The sequence below is a fragment of the Lactococcus petauri genome, from assembly GCF_002154895.1.
Taxonomy (GTDB): Bacteria; Bacillota; Bacilli; order Lactobacillales; family Streptococcaceae; genus Lactococcus; species Lactococcus petauri.
The window spans coordinates 126,435-145,018 of sequence record NZ_MUIZ01000004.1 but is presented as its reverse complement, the minus strand read 5'-3'; the positions used below and the strand labels follow the sequence as shown (position 1 = coordinate 145,018).

Here is an 18,584-nt window from a genome sequence, read left to right as displayed (position 1 = left end):
ATCTTCTTTTTAAAAGTTTCTTATTGACCAAGTCTTTCAATACTTTTCATATAAATTTCTATCATTTGTTTTAAATGTTCAATCTTTATATATTCATTTTCCTTATGGGCAATTCCTTTTTCCCCCGGAAAAGATGGACCAAAAGCTACAATATTTGGCATTGACCGCGCATAAGTCGCTCCTGTAGTTGTGACGGGTTGACCATTTAACCCTGTCACTTCTTCATAAATACTTGATAAATCTTGTATTTCTTGCTTCGTCTTGTCAACGTAGGTTCCGGGCAGACTGCGAATAATTTTGATGCTTGTGCCTGGGTAAAGATTTTCGCTTAAAGCATTAATGACTTGCTCCTCTGTCACAGTTACCGGATAACGAATACTAAGTGACAGATGAATAAGATTATTTTCTCTTTTGATTTTGTATGGCGTAAGTATTAAACGCCCACTTTCTTGGTCCGCAAAAGCAATACCTGCTCCTTGACCAAAATGTTTTTCATGAAAACTATGGGTGAGCCATGAGAAATAGTGCCTCAGTTCCTTATTTTCTAAATTATTTTGAAGTAAGGCTGCCAATGCTGTAATTGCATTTTTCCCTAATTCTGGCGCATTGCTTGGCGTCCGCAATCCTTTGGCACTATAAGTTTGACGTCCACCAGAAAGTTGAATGTCATCAGGAACAAAGTCTTTAGCCATTGCACCATGAAAATCGCCCAATGAATCCAATACACCGTGAGCAAATCTTGTCGTCAACTCAAGAGCAACAACACCTCGCTCCCCGTAAACTACTGGAAATTTACAATCTGGTGTAAAACCAAAAACCGGTGCCTTTTCTTCTGACAAATAAAGAGGCACATCTGCTGATCCGCTTTCTTCATCCGTTCCAAAAATAATGCGTATTGGTAGACGAGGTTTGAATTTTCTTTCCTTTAATAACTTCAAAGCAAATAGACAGGACAGAATTGGTCCCTTATTGTCTAACACACCTCGCCCATAGAAATAGCCTTCACGCTCCTCAAGCTTAAAGGGAGGCGATAACCAGCCTGGACCATCTGCAGCAACCACATCAAGATGTCCAACTACTCCAATATAATCCTCACCTTCCCCTAATTGAGCATAACCCATTGCATCTTTGACGATTTGGGTTTCCAGACCATAAGATTGTGCTTTTTCCATGACATAAGCTAAAACTTGACGTGGCTCTGCTCCAAAAGGGGCCCCAGCTTCGGCTTCGCCTTTGACACTGGGAATCGCAATTGCTCCTTCCAAAAGGGAGACATACTCCTCCCAATTTTGTTCAATTTCTGTCCTATACATTTCTTACCTCTTTAAAATGCTTTGCTGTTTAAAAAACGAACTGTTTATATGCTTCTCGTGATTTATTATTTTCCTTTGTCTGTAAAACTTTGCAGATTGCCTTATAAGATTCATTAAGTCCGACACCACCTTTTTTTGGCATTTTTACAATATCAATTACTTCTTTGTAAGCAGAAATTAAAGCCTGGTTTTCTTCAGACATGGCACAAACTACTTTGAGAGATGTATTTTTTTGTATATCTTGAGCAAGCTCCAGTGACATTTTGGAAAACTCAGGGTAGTTAAAGGAAGGTCCGCAAATCACGCCCTCAATATTAAGCCGTTGCAACATCCCTTTTATCTTTCTTTGAACAACATCTGGTGCTTCCCTATAGGTTTGTTCTCCCATATAAATCGTAACCAACAAATTTTGTTCATGCTCAGCAAGTAAGGGTTTCAAAGTCACTCCTGGTCCAATCACTTCTTTTGTAGCAGTAAGTGGAACTTTTACATCATCCTTTGTTCCCATTCCCGCTTGAATTTGATTTAAAATCATTACAAGTCTCATTCTATCCTCCTATAGATTATCAAAGCTCAACATTTCCTCTGTAATAGCTTCTAATTCTGCATCAGCAGCTTGTCGTTCTTCATTCATGTATTGTACATCCATAATTTTGATAAAAGGAATGTAGACAAATACACCAATAATAAGCAAAACGAGTTGCAAAAGTGCTCCGGCCCAGTTTGTTGCTAAGAAACCTGAAATAATAACGGGCGTAGTCCATGGAATCAAAACACCGTTGGTGATTGGCACAAGATGAAGGTTCATCATAATATAAGAAACAATAATATTAAAGGTTGGTACTAAGACAAAAGGAATAAAAATGAGAGGATTGAGTACAATAGGAAGACCAAAAATAATCGGCTCATTTATCCCAAATATGCCTGGAACCAAAGCAAGCTTACCTAACTCCTTGATTCGTTTTGAACGACAAACAATTAGCATTGCAATTAATAAAGAAAGTGTTGATCCCGCACCTCCAAAGGTTGCAAATAAGTCTTGAAATTGAGCATTTACAATATGAGGTGCTCCGGTTCCATTTTTAAAATACTCTACATTTTCAAGAGAGAGTGTCAGCAGGATAGGATTAAAAACCGCACCCACGACTGAACTTCCGTTGACGCCGAAAAACCAGAAAACATGAAGAAAGATATAAGCAATAATCATTGCCCATACTGTATCTCCGAGATGGAGCAGTGGTATTTGTAAAAAGTTAAAAACTAAGTCAAAAGCATTTGTGCCAAAAATGTTCAATACCAAGTTCAGTGCAAAAAATATTAGCATGACAAAAGCGCCTGGAATCAAAGCAGCGAAGGAATCTTCAACCATTGGTGGTACACCTTCAGGCATTTTGATTACCCATTTTCTGTTGACAGCAAATTGATAAAGATTAACAGAAACAAAGGCACAGATAATCCCGATAAAAATCCCTTTTGCTCCGACCCAAGAAAGTGGGAGAGCTGTTAAGGTAGCTGATACAGGATTTGCCATCCCCTCAACTGTCACCTCTCCGGTCACAGAGTATGGCATCAGAAGAAACCAAGACATTAAAGTAACTGCCGCTCCAAAAATGGGGTTAGCCTTAATTTCTTTCGCAAAAGAATAACCTATCCCCACAACTGCAAACACGGCCATGATTGTAAAGGTCGCATCTGCAGGCTTGGTAATCATTTCAGCTAAGGTCGTCCCTGTCTTACTGTTAATAACCGTCGTTTCCAAAAAATTAATCCATTGAGGAATAGGGAAATTTGCTAAAAGTAAAAAGAAAGATCCCGCAATCAATAGTGGTGTTGAAACGAGAAAACCATTTCTTATTGCAATAAGATACTTGTTACGTCCTATTTTTTCAGCCAGGGGCAACATAATTTTTTCAAGCTTTGAAAACATCAATTTCTCCTTCTACCTATTCGATAGGTGCTTTAATTCTTGCTTCATAAGCATCTAACCATTCTTGGCTAATGGGCTCGATTTTTGTCTTGTGATTTGCTTCTGGGTGGGCGATAAAGATACTTGGTTCTTGCTTTTGCGTGGCTACACTAAAGGTAAATTCCACATTTGTTGCGACACCCCAGTTTCCTGCTTTATCCAGTGCGACAAGTGAAAAAGCTCCTGCTTTACCGTATCTTTCTTTCAATTTATCTTCAAAAGAATACACCGCCTGATCACAAGCCTCTTGGGGCGTATGGCCTTCAGACATGAGACGAACGATTTCATAGGATAAAATTCCTTTCATCAAATCTTCACCAAGTCCTGTTGCTGTAGCCCCTCCAACCTGACTATCCACATAAAAGCCGGAACCTGAGAGTGGTGAATCACCAACCCGGCCAGATTTTTTCATGAAGAGACCAGAACTTGAAGTTCCTGCCACCATTTTTCTACTACTGTCTAAGGCAACCATACCCACCGTATCATGTCCATCATAAGCCGAAAGACCTGTACGTTTCATTTCTTCTAAACGTCTCTCCCATATTTTTTGGGCGCGCTCTGTTAACATTTTTTTCTGCTTAAAGCCTGCTTCAATAGCATATTGTCTTGCGCCTGGACCAACTCGCATACTATTAAATTTTTCCTCAGATAAGGCTTTTGCTACTGCTATGGGATTAGCAATATCAGTAATGCCTGCCACTGCTCCAATTTTAAAACTATCTCCATCCATATATGCAGCATCCATTTCTAAAATTCCTGCTTCATTTGGTAGTCCACCATATCCGACAGACTTATAATAAGGATAATCTTCAACTTCTTTTATGGCTTGTTCTAGTGCTTCTCCAGCCTCTCCTCCTTTGCTCAAAAGCTCTTCAGCTTTACAAACCCCATCATGAGCCATTCGCCACGTTGCAATAATTCCCCACATAAACACTCCTTTTTTATTTTATATACAATCCAGTATATACTATTTGTATACATTGTAAATTAAACGCTTACATTTGTCAAGGCACAAATAAAAATAGAGAAAGACTCATGCTTCTCTATTTTTATATTATTCTTGATTATAGATGTTTAATGCCTCTAGGAACACATGACCATACTTTTTCAACTTCACTTGACCTACACCGGAAACTTCTAAAAATGTCTCTTCGTCTAAAGGCATAATTCTTGTCATGTCTTTCAATGAAGCATCGGAAAATATCATGAAAGGAGGAACGCCTTCTGACTTGGCAATATCGAGACGTAACGTCCGTAATTCTTCAAATAACTCCAAATTAAATGTACCATTAGCTACAGACTGTTGCTTAGTAGTGCTTAAGGCTGTACGTCGCCAGACTTGCTCTCTACCTTGTAGAACAGCTATCCCACGATCAGAAACCCCAAGTAAGGGGAATTTGCCTGCGGAGACAGCTAAGTAACCTTCCCCCGCTAAAAAATCAATCAGTTCTCCAACTGCTTTTTGCGAATATCCCTTCATTATGCCAAAAGTTGAGAGTTTTTCAAAATTCCAACGTGCTAAGTTTTTATTTTTAGAGCCTACTAAAACTTGTGCGACTGCTGTTTTTCCGAAACGTTGTTCCATCCGAATAACACAAGACATAACTTTTTGTGCATCAAGCGTAACATCTGTACGTTCCCGGTCGTCTAAACAGTTTGAGCACTTATGACAGTCCTCTCCCGCATCACCAAAATACTGTAAAATATAACCCTGCAAGCAAGTTTCTGAGCTTGTATAAGCTTGCATCTGCCTTAGTTTTTCGTATTCTTGTTCCTTATGTTGCTCACTCCCTTCGCCTTGCTCGATCAAGAAGTTTTTGAGACGAACATCATTGGGCGAAAATAATAAGATAGCATCCGAATCAAGTCCATCTCGTCCTGCACGACCTGCTTCTTGATAGTAGGCTTCAATAGTAGCAGGCATCCCATAATGAATTACAAAACGAACATTGCTCTTATTTATCCCCATTCCAAAAGCATTGGTTGCCACCATAATAGGAACTTCATCATAGAGAAAATCTTCTTGGTTTTTTTGGCGCTCTCCCTCAGCTAAACCGGCATGATAACGTTTAGCAGGAAAATTATTTCGGTTTAACCATTCCGTAACTTCTTCTACTTCTTTACGTGTGTTGGCATAGATAATGCCTGATTCGTCAGTATGTTCTTTTAAGTAGGACTTTAAAAAGTCACGTTTATCTTTTCCTTTAACAACTTCAAAGCGTAAGTTTTCGCGTAAAAAACCTGTTTTAACAGTGTTGTCTTCAGAGATTTGTAATAAGTCTTGAATATCTGCAGATACCCGAGGTGTGGCTGTAGCTGTTAGTGCTAAGATTGTTGGTGAAGTAGGCAAATCAGCCAATCGTTTCGCAAAAGTAACATAAGAAGGTCTAAAATCATGTCCCCATTGAGAGATACAGTGTGCTTCATCAATTGCAACCAAATCAATAGGAAGGTGTTGCAAAAAATAGTTAAAAGATTCTAATTCAAACCGTTCAGGCGCAACAAACAAGATTTTAACCTCGCCATTTTCGATCTGTTGCATTCGGAAGTAAGCTTCTTGCTCATCTACTGTCGAATTAATAAATGTTGCTGGTATATTTGCAATATTTAGCTGATCCACCTGATCCTTCATCAGGGAAATTAAAGGCGAGACCACAAGAGTAATGCCTTCTTGTAAAAGGGCAGGTAATTGATAGCAAATGGATTTCCCTGCACCTGTCGGCAATATCCCCAGAGTATCTTTTCCCTGTAGAACTTGCTCTATTATTTGTTTTTGACCTTGGCGGAAACTTTCATAGCCAAATATTTCCTTGAGTTTTGCTTCTAAATTCATCTTTTCCTATTATACGTTTAATACTAAAAAAATTCACGAACAAAAGTGAATTTTTTTCTTTTATTTTTAGAGTACCTCAAATTTTTGTTTTAGTCAAAAGTAAGGAATTCAAAATTACGGAAACACTAGACAAGCTCATCGCTGCTGCTGCAATCATTGGATTGAGTAATCCAAAAGCTGCCAGCGGGATACCAATAATATTGTAAATGAAGGCCCAAAAATAATTTTGTTTGATTTTACTTAAGGTTTTTCGAGAGATCTTAAAGAGATCGAGTAATTTATGGATTTTACCACCCATAATGGTCACATCTCCTGCTTCCATCGCAATATCTGAGCCTGTTGCCATGGCAACACCAACAGTACTACTTGCTAATGCAATAGCATCGTTGATTCCGTCGCCTACCATAATGGAATGTGAAGTTTCTTGGACAATTTTAGCTTTGTCTTCAGGTGATAGATTACTTTTTACTTCATCCAAATTGACAATTTCTTGGATTTTTTTAGCAGAATCTTCATTGTCCCCTGTCAACATCACAGTTTTAATGCCGGCTTTTTTCAGTGCAGCTACGGTCTGCACACTTTCTTGCTTAATTGAAGATTTAAAGGTTGCTGTAGCTATATGGCTTACATCATCCGCAAGATAAATAACAGTATCTGTGCTTGATGTGACATCGTACCCGTGCTCTTCCATAAGTTTTGCATTTCCTGCATAATATTGACGGCCATTTATTTCTCCTGAAAGTCCAAGACCAGCAATTTCTTTAAGGTTTTCTACGGGGTAGATTTCCGCAGCTTTTACGGCTTGAGCTAACGGATGGTGCGAATGACTTTCTAAACTTGCTAAAATTTTAAATGCTTCATCGTTGCCCTCAAACTGAGACAACTCAAAATCACCTGTCGTAATCGTCCCTGTCTTATCAAAGAAAACTGTTGTCACGCTATTCGTCAGTTCTAAAGCATTGGCATTTTTCAACAGCAAGCCATTCTTAGCAGCAAGTCCTGTTCCTGAAATAATTGCGGTTGGTGTCGCTAAACCAAGCGCACATGGGCAAGCAATAACCAATGTTGCCACAGCATGCATAATGGCAGTCAGTAATGTTCCAGTAATGGCCCATGTGGCTACAAAAGTTACAAGTGAAATGACCAAAACAATTGGAACAAAGACATTTGAGATTTTATCCGCGAATTTTTGAATATCAGGTTTTGAGGCTTGTGCTTCTTCCATCATTTCAACCATCCGAGAAATAGTCGAATCGTTAACATCTCGGACAACAACAGCTTTAATGGAACCGTCTAAATTCACAGCCCCTTCAAATAGTGTATCATCGTCTGCTTTGACAACAGGTAAAGATTCGCCAGTCAAGTGACTTTCGTCAAAAGATGCTTTACCTTTAAGGATCATTGCATCCAAAGGTACCTTCTCTCCCGGATAAATTTGAATAACATCCCCGATTTGGACTTCTTCAAGCGGGCGCTCACCTTCTTCTGTGTGAACCATTTTAACCCTACTACTCATCAAGCTCGTGATTGCCTGACTTGTTTTTTCTTTAGCATTGTGCTCAAGTACTTTTCCTAAAACAACCAAGGTAATAATAACCATAGCAGATTCAAAATTCAAAGCATTCTCTTGTTCTAAAAATACCGCTAAAATTAAACTCGAAAAATATGCAACGCTAGTTCCAAGTGCTACTAGAACATCCATATTTGCATTTCCATTTTTCAATGCATGATAAGCGCCGACGTAAAAGCGCCAACCGATAATAAACTGAACAGGTGTTGCGAGAATAAGTTGTAAAACATGATTGTGTAGAAACATCAAATAGTGTGTTCCCAATACTCCTTCAAACATAGCAAGTACTAAAGGCAGAGTCAAAATTACTGACACGATCAATGACAATCGTAAATTACGATTCCTTCTACGCGCTTGAGCTGCAATTTTTTCTTGATGTGCTTTATCGTTTACAATGGCACCATAGCCCACCTTTTCAACCATATTGATCACATCTTGATCACTAATGCTATCATCAAAAATAACTTTTGCTTTTTCAGTTGCCAAGTTAACTGTTGCTTCTTGGATTTTATTCGAGTTATTCAATGCTTTGGATACGGTATTCACACAGTTTGCACAGGTCATACCCGTGATGACAAAGTTTTGACTTCTCATTTTCTACTCCTTCATTAAATTTACAAATGTAAACATTGTGTTCCAGAGAAAACTGCCCCTAAGGACAGCCTTCTTATTTTACTAATTCGTAGCCAGCTTCTTTAACAGCCATTGCTAAATCATCTACGGATGTTGTCGCTGCATCGAATTTCACAAGTGCTTCATTCTTTTTTAAAGAGACTTTTGCGGATTTTACACCAGTAAGCCCTTCGAGTGCTGAAGTCACATGCATTGCACAGTGATCACAAGTCATACCTTTGATTACGAATTTTTCTTTTTCCATTATCTCTCCTCCATATTAGCTGACGTGTTGGCAGCTGCAAGAATTAAAATTTTCTAAACAAGTACAAGTTGTTTCTTGAACTGTTTCTTTATTTTTTAACGCTTCTTGCAAACTTGCTACATCTTCTGAAGTCAAGTTTGACAAGGCGATCATATCGGCTAAGAGCTTCACTTGTTTTGTTTCACAAACTTTTTCAAGTAAAGACTGTCCCATCATTTGAATAGCTGTACATTCTGCCATTAAAGGGCGATAAACAAACTTACGACCTTCTTTTTCAGTACTTAGCATTCCCTTTTTCACGAGGCGCCCCAGCAAAGTTTTAACTGTTGCTAGAGACCAATCCAAATCGGGCGAAATTTGACAAGAAATCTCATCAACTCGTGCTTCGCCGAGCGACCATATAACACGCATAACAATCAATTCTGCATTTGATATATTAAATTCTGTTTCGTTCATTGGCGCTCCTTACTTTATTTTTACTACAACTACAGTTTACAACTGTAAACTATAAATGTCAAGTCACAACTCTGTATTATAAATAAAAAAACCCTTTAAGGCAAGTATAGACTTTCAAAAAGGGTCGTTTATTTTCAATATTATTATTTTCCGTCACCAAAGATGCGTTCCATAATTTCACGTCCTGTTGGCGTTGCAGCAAGCCCACCTTCACCAGTTTCACGGTGAGCAGAAGGCAGTGAGCGTCCTACATTGTACATACATGTAATCACTTCATCAACCGGTATAACTGTTTTAACACCAGCTAAAGCCATATCGGCGGAAATCATCGCCTGAGAAGCCCCCATAGCGTTACGATGGACACAAGGAATTTCTACTAAACCTGCGACAGGGTCACAAATCAGGCCCAACATATTTTGGAGTGTCAAAGCTAAGGCTATTCCGGCTTGCTCGCCCGTACCTCCAGCCATGATAACCAAAGCGGCTGCGGACATGGCCGATGCCGACCCAACTTCTGCTTGACATCCTCCTTCAGCACCTGCAATCGTTGCATTGTTTGCGATTGCTAAACCAAAAGCACCAGCTGTAAAGATAAATTCTACCTGCTGCTCATGTGTAAGCCCTAACTTCTTCGTTGCTGCAGAGAGCACACCAGGTAGACATCCAGCTGACCCAGCTGTCGGTGTCGCACAGATGAGTCCCATCTGAGCATTGACTTCATTTACAGCTACGCCATCACGCGCTGCTCCTAAAATCACATCACCTGATATCGCTTTTCCTGATTTAATGTATTCATCCATCTTCTTGGCATCGCCACCTGTAAGTCCGGTTGTTGACTTATTTCCAAGTAGTCCTTCCTCAATTGATGACATCATTGTCGCCAAGTTATGTTCCATCATCTCAATGATTTGTTCACGGCTCGCACCGGTTTGTTCTATTTCTTCTGCAATCATCAATTCAGCAATTGATGGATATGCTTTTGCATCTTCAAGCAGTTCTTGTACATTTGAAAACATAATTACCCCTTATTTAAAGAAATTTACAGCAGAAAGTTTCGGAATGTGTTTCATTTCCTCAAAAGCTTCTTCGACATCGAAACTGTCTACTTCCATAATCATGATTGCTTTTTCACCTTTAGCTTCACGTGTCAAATTCATTTGTGCCACGTTAATATCATGCTTTTCAAAAATAGCTCCGAGGCGCGCCAAAATACCTGGTGCATCTTGATGGACAATAACAAAAGTTGGCATCCCTGCTGAAATAGAAATATCGAAACCATTGAGTTCGGTCACTTGAATCAAGCCCCCGCCAATAGAAATCCCTGTGACGCTCATGTCACGGTCCCCTTTTTTCAAAATCAGACGCGCTGTGTTAGGATGGTCTGCCTTATCTTCTGGATGAGGCACATATGTCACTTCCATCCCTTCTTCGTGAGCAATGCGCGGCGCATCTCGTAAGCGAGGATCATCAGGATCCATACCTAAAACACCAGCAACCAAAGCAACATCTGTTCCATGTCCACGATAAGTTTTGGCAAAACTCTCATACAAATGAATCTCAACCTTCTCGGGCAATTCGCCAAAAATTGAACGAATAATCTTTCCTATACGGGCAGCACCGGCAGTGTGAGAACTACTGGGACCAACCATTACAGGACCAATAATGTCAAATACACTTTTATAACGTAAATTTTCCATATTTCCTCCGCAACTTTGCTCAGCAAAGCTTTTCGTTCGAATTTTTTTATATTCCAACGAAACAATTTATTCTTAAAATCATTATAACACTAATACGCTTTCATATCTATATAAAACTGGGGCTGTAGCAAAAAGATAAGTTTGCTAATTTTCCCATTTTACGTGGACTTTTCAGACTATTCTTTAATGATTAAAAATGCAAAAAGGACATTTTTTTCTCAATTCTCGCCGATAGTTTGTGATATAATAAACTTTAGAAAAATAGAAAGAGAGATTTCAATGAAATTCAATCACAAACCTCTGAATCTTTATGTAAATTTCAAAGAATCTGCTGAAAAGTTCCCCAAAAGTCGTTTTATTTTCGATAAAAAGTTAAACGCTTTCCCGGAATTAGAGCTTGAGACAAATTATCAAAGCGTTCACGAAGCAGTCTTGCAAAAAGCTTATAATTTGGCAGCCTTAGGAATAAAAAAAGAAGACAAGGTCATCATTTTTAAATCAAGTGCTTTTGACACTTATCTTCTTGCCGTTGCTGTGTCCTATCTGGGTGCTGTGCCTGCAATGATTTCCCATCACTTTTCTACACCAGTAATGGATACTCTTGCTGCACGCCTTGAAACTCCTTGGCTCATTTTTGATGAAGATACAGATGCTGTCGTTCAGGAATTAAAAAATGTAAACGAAGATCACAAACTCTTTGTTTCTGACTTTGCTTCAATCACTAATAGTCCTGTAGTAAGCAATCAACAATTAGCTACGGATGAGATTGCTTATCTCACACATACCTCAGGTACTACTGGGATTCCGAAACTGATTGCACACTCAGCTCAATCTATGGGCTGGCGTTGGGTTTTGCAACGTACAGTAATGGATTGGATGCCAGACAAGGCTTCACTGTTGGCATTCCATATTTCACCTGTTCATTCCCGCTTTAACATTGGTATATCATCAGCCATGACCTTCGGCTTTGATCTTATGCCACTTTCTAATTTAGAAAAAAATACTGTGCTTAGCATGTTTGAAAAATATCGCCCTACAGCCTTTGAAACACACCCAAACCATTTTGTTCGTCTAGCAAATGTTGTAAAGGAAACACCCGAGGCCTTTGCTTCTATTCGCTATCTTCACTCTACTTTTGATGCAATAAACAAAGATACGATGCATACTTTCCTTGCGGCTTCTAAAGAGGAAAATCCTGTTTTCTTGCAAATCTATGGTCAGTCTGAATGCGGTCCAATGATTTGGAAAAAACACCGCCTTAGTACCTTACCAAGTACAAATGCTCGTGAAATGGGCATCGGCATGCCTGGACTTTCCCAAGCGCGCGTAACAGATGCTGACGGAAATGTTGTTCCTGCTGGTACACCTGGTCATATTCATTTCCTCTCTAAAGGGCGTGCTCTTACTTATTATAAAGAGGATAGTCGTTTTGCTGAAGAAGTTTATGGTGACTGGTGGGATACAGGCGACTGGGGGATTATGGATGAAGACGGTGTGCTCTTCCTCTATGATCGTCAAGTTGATCTTATTGACAAGGTGGAGTCAAACTTAGCCATTGAAGATCTCCTCCTCGATCAACACGACTTTCTTGACGAAGTAATAATTATCCGCGATGCTTCTGGACATCCTCAACCTATTTTGGCGCTTGCCGAAGGTAAAGAAATGGACTGGAAAGCTTGGTGGTCTTCTATCATTGACATGCCATTCCTAAATGAGCCGCTTCTCATGGACTATGATGCGATACCTCGTACAGCCACAATGAAAGTTCAAAGATTAGCTCTTGAGCGTGAACTTGCAGCAGCTAAAAAATAAATATCATATACAAAAAGGTAGTTCCCAAGAGGAAACTACCTTTTTTAAATTATTTTGCTACTGCTTGCCACAGAAGCGATAAAAGGAGAGAGAAAGCATAAGAGCTATTAAATAAAACCATATTTTTTAAAGAATAAACAAAGCTATGAGGCGCAGGAACTTCTGCTGCATGGTGTTTCAAGTTCTTCTGAATTATCGGAAAGGAAAGAACAGTCAATAATGTTGGCCATTCAAAAATTCCAATGAAAAAACCTAAAATAATGAAGAAATATGCACTGTACATAAGCAGTTGAAATAGCTGAATACCTTGTTTATGTCCAATATAATAAACTAAAGTATAACGATGGTTTTTAATATCTGTATCCAAATCACGCAAGTTGTTAGCCAGCATAATATTTGCAATCGTAAAGACTAACGGTAAACTCGCAATTACCATTGCTATAGCACCAACTATATCTCCAGAAAGCGCAAAAGAGTTTGCCGCAAAGTTGAGATCAAGTTTAAAAATAGGATTTTCTGCACTATTGATGAGAATCACCATTGCAAAGATTCCAAATCCCATTGTTCCACCGGAAAAGATTTCACCCAATGGCATACGAGAAAGAGGTATCGGACCATAAGTATAAAAAACGCCGATAAAGAAGACGATGCCTCCCAGCACCAAAAAAAGCCAGCCCGTAAAATAAGCCAAAAGGAAACCCAAACCCAGGCTAACAAGAACCATGAACACTATCAAATTTCTAACAAAATGTGGTGACAGATTAGCTTTCCCAATAATATTTTCTTGTTTTTGATAAATTTCATCTTTAGCTTTTTGAAAATCTTGATAATTGTTAATCGCTGTTACCGTCATATCAAAAATAAGCATAGCCAGCAAAAAAAGAAACGATAGACCAGCGTTAAATGTTTTAAAATAACTCAGACTGAAAAGTAAGCCAATAATATAAGGAAATATACTGGCAATTTTGGTTTTAATTTCAACAAGTTCTAAAAATGTTTTAAATGTCATAAAGCGTTTGGGATATCCTTCACTATATTTTCTTTGGTTTTCAAACAATCAAACTTCCTAGATGTTTAATTCTTCTTAGGATGCTCATCTTTTCCAGACAGCATGAACACTCTATATTATAGCTGATAAATGCTCCAGAATCAATTTCCGAAGGAATTTATCAGAAATAAAAAATAGCTCTAATGAGCTATTTTTTAATTAACGTCCTTTATAAATTGAACGAGATTTACCATACCATACTTGGGTAAGTATTTTTTGAATCCAAGGTTGAACCCATTTATCTAAACCAAATGCGCGGCCTGAACCGTTCATTAAGGCAATTGCTACTGGAATAAACCAGATGTTTACCCAGAAGAACATACCAGATAGTGCGAACATCACTGTCAATGCTGCAGTTACAGCTGATGCAATCCAAGTAAAGAGACCAAAGATAATAGCAAGAGCAAGTAAAACTTCAACGATAGACATGAATTTTTGCATGAACAATGCAACATCACGATTTGGAATCATGAACTTAAAGATAGGTTCCATCCAATGTGGTACTTTTTCAAGTACTGGCATTGGCTCTGTACCATAAGCATATGAGAGACCCCATTCTGTCGCTTTGTGTGCAGCTTCTGCTCCACCACTAGCAGCAGCGCCAGTTGCACCAGCAGCAGCATCTGCAGCTTTAGTTGCAGCTTCACCTGTTGCGCCAGCAGCAGCATCTGCATGTTTAGGCACTTCTTGCAACCAAGCAAATGGGAATTTAAGATCGTCTGTGAACCAAGAACCTTTACCAAACCAAGTTGTAGGATTAAAGAGTTGACCTTCACCAACAATTTTCTTCATTGCTTCTGTCAACCAAACAAGACCATAGAAGATACGAAGTGGCACAGCCCAGAGTACGTTACCTAAACGTGAAGTGTGACCACGCATGAAGTTACGATCATCTTTTGTACGGAAAACTTCATCCAAAGCATAACGCCAGAAATAATGAGCGGAACGGATTTGCAATGTGTAGATAAAGTAAACAATGTTTTTCATCAACATTGCCCAGAAACCTGTCAAACGCATGTTTCCGACTTTAGCAACACCCCAAGTTGAACCGATAGAAACCATTGTTCCTTGGTATTTGCTTTCGTGTTTATGTTTGCTTCCACCGTTAATATCTGCGATGATATTTGAAGCTGCTGTGTGCGCTGTTTGCTCTGCCGCTTCAACGATTTGTGGTGTTGGACGACCTGTATCAGGTTCGATATAACCTGAAACATCTCCGGCTACATAGATACCTTTATCTTCAAAACCAACTGCTTCCATAAATTCATTGGCTTGGAGACGATGTCCACGTTCTGTTTCGTTAAGATTAGTCTGTGCTGCTGTATTCCCTTGAACACCTGTAGTCCAGATCAATGTGTGTGTTGGGATTTCTTTTGAAACTTTTTCTTCGTCTCGTCCACCAACATTTACTTTGATGTGATCTTCTGCAACTTCAACGATACCGTGATTTGTCAATACATTGACATTTTTCTTTTCAAGATATGCATGTGCACGGTCTGCTTGTTTGCGGTCCAATGTGTTCAAGATTGTTGGCATCATTTCAACAACGTTGATTGTGATTTCTTCCTCAGGAATTTTCCAATCTGTTGAAACCTTCTTACGCCAGTCAATCAATTCACCAGCCATTTCAATCCCTGTGAAACCTGAGCCTGCAACAGAGATAGTCAAAAGTGCACGGCGTTTTTCATCATCAACTTCTGTTGAACCATATTGAACAACAGTTTCAAGTTGACGTTTGATACGCATAGCATCTTCGAGTGACCAAAGAGTAAAACCGTGTTCTTTAACACCAGGTACCCCAAAGTCGTTAGGTTCACCACCAAGAGCAACTACAACATAGTCATAGTCGTAGCTTCCTTGTTCAGTGATAACCTTTTTGTTATCTTTATCAAGACTGACAACAGCATCAGTTACAAGGCTCACATTTTTACGTTTTCCCAAAAGTTTTTGGAAGTCATATTGAACTGTTGTGAATGGCACACGTCCTGCTGCAACTTCATGAAGTTGCGTCATAGATGTATGATAACTGTGTTTGTCAATCAAAGTGATGTCAGCATTCGCTTTAAGCTTTTTCGAAAGCTCACGTGTTGCATGAACCCCAGCAACACCACCACCGATGACTACGATTTTTTTCTTAGTCATTTAAAATCGGTCTCCTACTAGTAATATAATAATGAAAAAAATTTCCATCTAACATTATATCGCTTTCATGCTGCTTTGTAAAGTCCGACATTGTGCTTCTACTAAGTAAGCGGACAAATAAAAGTTAGTTGACGAATTTATACATACCCTATCCTGTTTTTAAAGTCAAAATTAAAAATTTTATAAGAGTACCTAGCTTCTTTTTTCAAGCTGAATTGCTGCATATTCCCCTAGCTATGTAGTACAATAATTTTATGAAGCTTACATTTGATGATACTATCACCAAGCGCCTATTAGCGCTTATTGAAGATGAGCCTGCTGACTTTGTCTTAGACTTTGATTATACTTTAAGTAATGAGACACTCCCAAGCAGCTGTTGTGGCATTACACGTTATCGTATTGTTGCCGTTAATAAAGGAGAAGTTCCTAAAGTTTTTGATGGGAAAATCAGCTCACCTTTAGGTGATTTCTACTGTAAGGCTTGGGGGATGATGTATTTTGATGAAAATATGCGTGTCCGTGTTACGGCCAATCATTTGATTGAGATTATGGGCGATGGCGAAAAGATAGCCCCACATATTGAAATTGTTGACTATCGTCACCAATAAATAGTTATCCTATTTTTGTCCAAACTACAGAAATTTTCTGTGGTTTTTTCTTAAAATAATTGACAGAGTTTTCTAATGATATTACAATAAAAGGAACTACTTTATACCAAGTTACCCGAAAGGACATCTCGCCCATGGGAAAAATAAAAATCAACTGGAACCTTTGGCTTAACGGACTACTTTTTTTCGTTGTGCTTTTCTTACTTTTTAATGTCATTTCAAACATTACCCCTATTACAAAAAGCATTGGCAATTTTTTACAAATTCTCTCTCCTCTGTTTCTCGGAGCAATCGTTGCATACTTTTTAGATAAACCTATTCATAAACTTAGCTTGCTTTTTAGACGTTTGAATGTAAAATTTATCCAACATCATGCAAGAAAATTTAGTATTTTTGTCACTTATATGATTTTCTTACTTCTCCTCTTTTTTGTTATTTATTATCTCTTTCCCATTGTGGTTCGTAACTTACTCGAGTTTCTACGCTTATTACCTACTATTTACCAAAATATTTATCAATGGCTCAGCAGTAATCAATTTCAAGAGTTAGATAATTTTTTACAAATCGAAGATTCTATTCGCTCTTTTGTCAATGCGTTTAGTGCACAAGACGCCGCACGCTACATTACCAGCGGCATTGAATCTCTGAGTACTTTTACTTTCACACTTGCTTCACAGCTTTTCCGTATTGTTGTTGGCATTATCATTTCAATTTATCTTTTGTTATATAAAGAAAGTATCTTACAGATTCTCTCCCGCTTTGGGAAGATTTCTGTTAAGCAGGAGCATCTCCAAGCAATAAAATATTATCTTCGACAAACAGATATTATTTTCTATAAATTTATTTCCACACAATTCATTGATGCATGCATCATGTGGATTTCATCCACGTTCTTACTATTTATCCTCCACATAACGGGCGTTGCTCATAATCCCTTCTCAGTGGCCTTAGGTTTGCTTATTGGTATTTGCAACATGATTCCTTATTTTGGTTCAATTTTTGCTTCGATTGTCGCAATGATTATCGCTTTTTTTACCGGCGGTTGGGAAGCAGGGCTTGTTACGATTATTATGCTCATCATCCTTCAGCAAATTGATGGAAATATCATCGGACCAAAACTAATGAGTGGTGCTTTGAATGTTAACCCCATTATCGTTATTATCTCTATCTCGATTGGCGGCGCTTATTTTGGTATATTAGGCATGTTCGTTGCTGTACCTGTCGCAGCCTTACTTAAAATTATTTTTATGGAGTATTTAGAGGCTAAGGAAAGTAAACTTTCTCTCGCTCCTCACAAAAAATAAAAAAGAGTTATTTCTAACTCTTTTTTTCTTGGACTTTTTGAATAAAATTAAGGAGTTTTTGGTTAAAAGCCTCAATATTTTCCACATGAAGAATATGACCACAATCTGCAAAAATACTTACCTCTGATTGTGCGTTATGTTGTAGGTTCCGTGCTGCCTGAGCATGTTCTGGAGGAAAAATAGGCGAACACCCACCAGCAAAGAACAAATGGGGAACCGTTTCACGCGTAAGATTCTGACGCCAATCTTGCGTAATCACATTTTGAAGCAAGGCTTGGTGCTTTTGAAAATTAAAGGGCAACATCCCTTTACCTAACACACGTTTTACTTGATCTGTCAATTGACGATGAGTTAATTTTGTGCGCGGAAAATCTTTAATAAAATCAGATAATTCACCAAGAGTTTTACCTGTTTGCCCATCTAACCAGTCCGGCGCTCTCATAAATGTAGGTGCTTGATCCTCTGTTACGATTGCTGTTAACTTTCCGTCTGTAAAAAGCTCTTCATATGCCATAATGGTCGCTGCTCCCATTGAGTGTCCAACCAATATGGGTCGAGAAAGTTGCAGAGCATTCATCAACTCTTCTAAATCAGTCGCCAAACGATGTAAGGTCATCCCATAATCTACTTCTTGGCTTTGTCCATGACTCCGGTGATCATAAGTGACTACACGATAACCTGCAGCAACAAAATAATCGACTTGAAAAGCCCAAGTAACTTCGCTCGCCGAATAGCCGTTAATAAAAACTATTGCTTGATTTTCTGTTGCTCCATAGCTATGATAATTGATCTGAACTCCATCATTTGTTGTATAAAAAGGCATTGTTTCTTCTTTCTATTGCTCAATCTTTTACTGTACATATCTGACAGCAAAAACTATTCATATTGTAGCAAAAAAGACGAGGAAATCCTGATTTTTTGCTTTAATGTTTGCTGAGGAATAGAAAAAGAGCGAAAT

16 protein-coding genes are annotated in these 18,584 nt (G+C 38.6%); 3 read left to right on the top strand and 13 right to left on the bottom strand.

Annotated features, from left to right (window positions below; all coding sequences use genetic code 11):
• Positions 1 to 20 precede the first annotated feature (20 nt).
• The 10 genes from BZZ03_RS07390 to sdaAB form a co-directional block, all read right to left on the bottom strand.
• Complete coding sequence (locus BZZ03_RS07390; protein ID WP_086582897.1) at positions 21 to 1,313, bottom strand: Sapep family Mn(2+)-dependent dipeptidase; 1,293 nt, start codon at positions 1,311 to 1,313, stop codon at positions 21 to 23.
• Positions 1,314 to 1,341: 28 nt separating this feature from the next.
• Complete coding sequence (locus tag BZZ03_RS07385) at positions 1,342 to 1,860, bottom strand: GrdB-related putative oxidoreductase (RefSeq protein ID WP_086582896.1); 519 nt, start codon at positions 1,858 to 1,860, stop codon at positions 1,342 to 1,344.
• Positions 1,861 to 1,869: 9 nt separating this feature from the next.
• Complete coding sequence (locus BZZ03_RS07380) at positions 1,870 to 3,240, bottom strand: PTS sugar transporter subunit IIC (protein ID WP_086582895.1); 1,371 nt, start codon at positions 3,238 to 3,240, stop codon at positions 1,870 to 1,872.
• Between the two features lie 16 nt (positions 3,241 to 3,256).
• Entirely contained in the window at positions 3,257 to 4,207 is a 951-nt protein-coding gene (locus BZZ03_RS07375; protein ID WP_086582894.1) for a N(4)-(beta-N-acetylglucosaminyl)-L-asparaginase, read from the bottom strand.
• 126 nt (positions 4,208 to 4,333) lie between these two features.
• The gene (gene recQ / locus BZZ03_RS07370) at positions 4,334 to 6,112 is read right to left on the bottom strand and encodes a DNA helicase RecQ (RefSeq protein WP_086582893.1); all 1,779 of its coding nucleotides are present in this window, start codon (positions 6,110 to 6,112) and stop codon (positions 4,334 to 4,336) included.
• Positions 6,113 to 6,188: 76 nt separating this feature from the next.
• Positions 6,189 to 8,276 (bottom strand): heavy metal translocating P-type ATPase, encoded by a 2,088-nt coding sequence (locus BZZ03_RS07365; RefSeq protein ID WP_086582892.1) that lies wholly within the window; start codon positions 8,274 to 8,276, stop codon positions 6,189 to 6,191.
• A 73-nt stretch (positions 8,277 to 8,349) separates the two neighbouring features.
• The gene (locus tag BZZ03_RS07360; RefSeq protein WP_086582891.1) at positions 8,350 to 8,559 is read right to left on the bottom strand and encodes a heavy-metal-associated domain-containing protein; all 210 of its coding nucleotides are present in this window, start codon (positions 8,557 to 8,559) and stop codon (positions 8,350 to 8,352) included.
• Positions 8,560 to 8,574: 15 nt separating this feature from the next.
• Complete coding sequence (locus tag BZZ03_RS07355) at positions 8,575 to 9,015, bottom strand: CopY/TcrY family copper transport repressor (protein WP_004256249.1); 441 nt, start codon at positions 9,013 to 9,015, stop codon at positions 8,575 to 8,577.
• 143 nt (positions 9,016 to 9,158) lie between these two features.
• The gene (sdaAA, locus tag BZZ03_RS07350; protein ID WP_004256247.1) at positions 9,159 to 10,031 is read right to left on the bottom strand and encodes an L-serine ammonia-lyase, iron-sulfur-dependent, subunit alpha; all 873 of its coding nucleotides are present in this window, start codon (positions 10,029 to 10,031) and stop codon (positions 9,159 to 9,161) included.
• Positions 10,032 to 10,040: 9 nt separating this feature from the next.
• Entirely contained in the window at positions 10,041 to 10,712 is a 672-nt protein-coding gene (gene sdaAB / locus BZZ03_RS07345) for an L-serine ammonia-lyase, iron-sulfur-dependent subunit beta (protein WP_004256246.1), read from the bottom strand.
• 279 nt (positions 10,713 to 10,991) lie between these two features.
• On the opposite strand from sdaAB, the gene BZZ03_RS07340 reads away from it, so the two are divergent.
• On the top strand, positions 10,992 to 12,524 hold the full coding sequence (locus BZZ03_RS07340) for a class I adenylate-forming enzyme family protein (protein ID WP_086582890.1): 1,533 nt from the start codon (positions 10,992 to 10,994) through the stop codon (positions 12,522 to 12,524).
• A gap of 49 nt (positions 12,525 to 12,573) precedes the next feature.
• Here the strand turns inward: BZZ03_RS07340 and menA are convergent, their stop codons facing one another.
• On the bottom strand, positions 12,574 to 13,533 hold the full coding sequence (gene menA / locus BZZ03_RS07335; RefSeq protein WP_086582943.1) for a 1,4-dihydroxy-2-naphthoate polyprenyltransferase: 960 nt from the start codon (positions 13,531 to 13,533) through the stop codon (positions 12,574 to 12,576).
• Between the two features lie 198 nt (positions 13,534 to 13,731).
• Entirely contained in the window at positions 13,732 to 15,714 is a 1,983-nt protein-coding gene (locus BZZ03_RS07330) for an FAD-dependent oxidoreductase (RefSeq protein ID WP_046400974.1), read from the bottom strand.
• 254 nt (positions 15,715 to 15,968) lie between these two features.
• Between BZZ03_RS07330 and BZZ03_RS07325 the strand changes: the two genes are divergently transcribed.
• Together BZZ03_RS07325 and BZZ03_RS07320 are read left to right on the top strand one after the other, a co-directional pair.
• Positions 15,969 to 16,322 carry an iron-sulfur cluster biosynthesis family protein gene (locus BZZ03_RS07325; protein ID WP_086582889.1) on the top strand — a complete coding sequence of 118 codons (354 nt, stop codon included), beginning with the start codon at positions 15,969 to 15,971 and terminating at the stop codon, positions 16,320 to 16,322.
• Positions 16,323 to 16,456: 134 nt separating this feature from the next.
• Complete coding sequence (locus BZZ03_RS07320; protein WP_086582888.1) at positions 16,457 to 17,626, top strand: AI-2E family transporter; 1,170 nt, start codon at positions 16,457 to 16,459, stop codon at positions 17,624 to 17,626.
• 13 nt (positions 17,627 to 17,639) lie between these two features.
• On the opposite strand, the gene BZZ03_RS07315 is transcribed toward BZZ03_RS07320, so the two are convergent.
• Complete coding sequence (locus tag BZZ03_RS07315; protein WP_046400970.1) at positions 17,640 to 18,449, bottom strand: alpha/beta fold hydrolase; 810 nt, start codon at positions 18,447 to 18,449, stop codon at positions 17,640 to 17,642.
• Between the last annotated feature and the right edge of the window lie 135 nt (positions 18,450 to 18,584).

Bases quoted from the DNA above. Each gene is read 5' to 3' on its own strand.
- BZZ03_RS07390 (WP_086582897.1), bottom strand. From the start codon at position 1,313: ATGTATAGGACAGAAATTGAACAAAATTGGGAGGAGTATGTCTCCCTT.
- BZZ03_RS07385 (WP_086582896.1), bottom strand. From the start codon at position 1,860: ATGAGACTTGTAATGATTTTAAATCAAATTCAAGCGGGAATGGGAACA.
- BZZ03_RS07380 (WP_086582895.1), bottom strand. From the start codon at position 3,240: ATGTTTTCAAAGCTTGAAAAAATTATGTTGCCCCTGGCTGAAAAAATA.
- BZZ03_RS07375 (WP_086582894.1), bottom strand. From the start codon at position 4,207: ATGTGGGGAATTATTGCAACGTGGCGAATGGCTCATGATGGGGTTTGT.
- recQ (WP_086582893.1), bottom strand. From the start codon at position 6,112: ATGAATTTAGAAGCAAAACTCAAGGAAATATTTGGCTATGAAAGTTTC.
- BZZ03_RS07365 (WP_086582892.1), bottom strand. From the start codon at position 8,276: ATGAGAAGTCAAAACTTTGTCATCACGGGTATGACCTGTGCAAACTGT.
- BZZ03_RS07360 (WP_086582891.1), bottom strand. From the start codon at position 8,559: ATGGAAAAAGAAAAATTCGTAATCAAAGGTATGACTTGTGATCACTGT.
- BZZ03_RS07355 (WP_004256249.1), bottom strand. From the start codon at position 9,015: ATGAACGAAACAGAATTTAATATATCAAATGCAGAATTGATTGTTATG.
- sdaAA (WP_004256247.1), bottom strand. From the start codon at position 10,031: ATGTTTTCAAATGTACAAGAACTGCTTGAAGATGCAAAAGCATATCCA.
- sdaAB (WP_004256246.1), bottom strand. From the start codon at position 10,712: ATGGAAAATTTACGTTATAAAAGTGTATTTGACATTATTGGTCCTGTA.
- BZZ03_RS07340 (WP_086582890.1), top strand. From the start codon at position 10,992: ATGAAATTCAATCACAAACCTCTGAATCTTTATGTAAATTTCAAAGAA.
- menA (WP_086582943.1), bottom strand. From the start codon at position 13,533: ATGACATTTAAAACATTTTTAGAACTTGTTGAAATTAAAACCAAAATT.
- BZZ03_RS07330 (WP_046400974.1), bottom strand. From the start codon at position 15,714: ATGACTAAGAAAAAAATCGTAGTCATCGGTGGTGGTGTTGCTGGGGTT.
- BZZ03_RS07325 (WP_086582889.1), top strand. From the start codon at position 15,969: ATGAAGCTTACATTTGATGATACTATCACCAAGCGCCTATTAGCGCTT.
- BZZ03_RS07320 (WP_086582888.1), top strand. From the start codon at position 16,457: ATGGGAAAAATAAAAATCAACTGGAACCTTTGGCTTAACGGACTACTT.
- BZZ03_RS07315 (WP_046400970.1), bottom strand. From the start codon at position 18,449: ATGCCTTTTTATACAACAAATGATGGAGTTCAGATCAATTATCATAGC.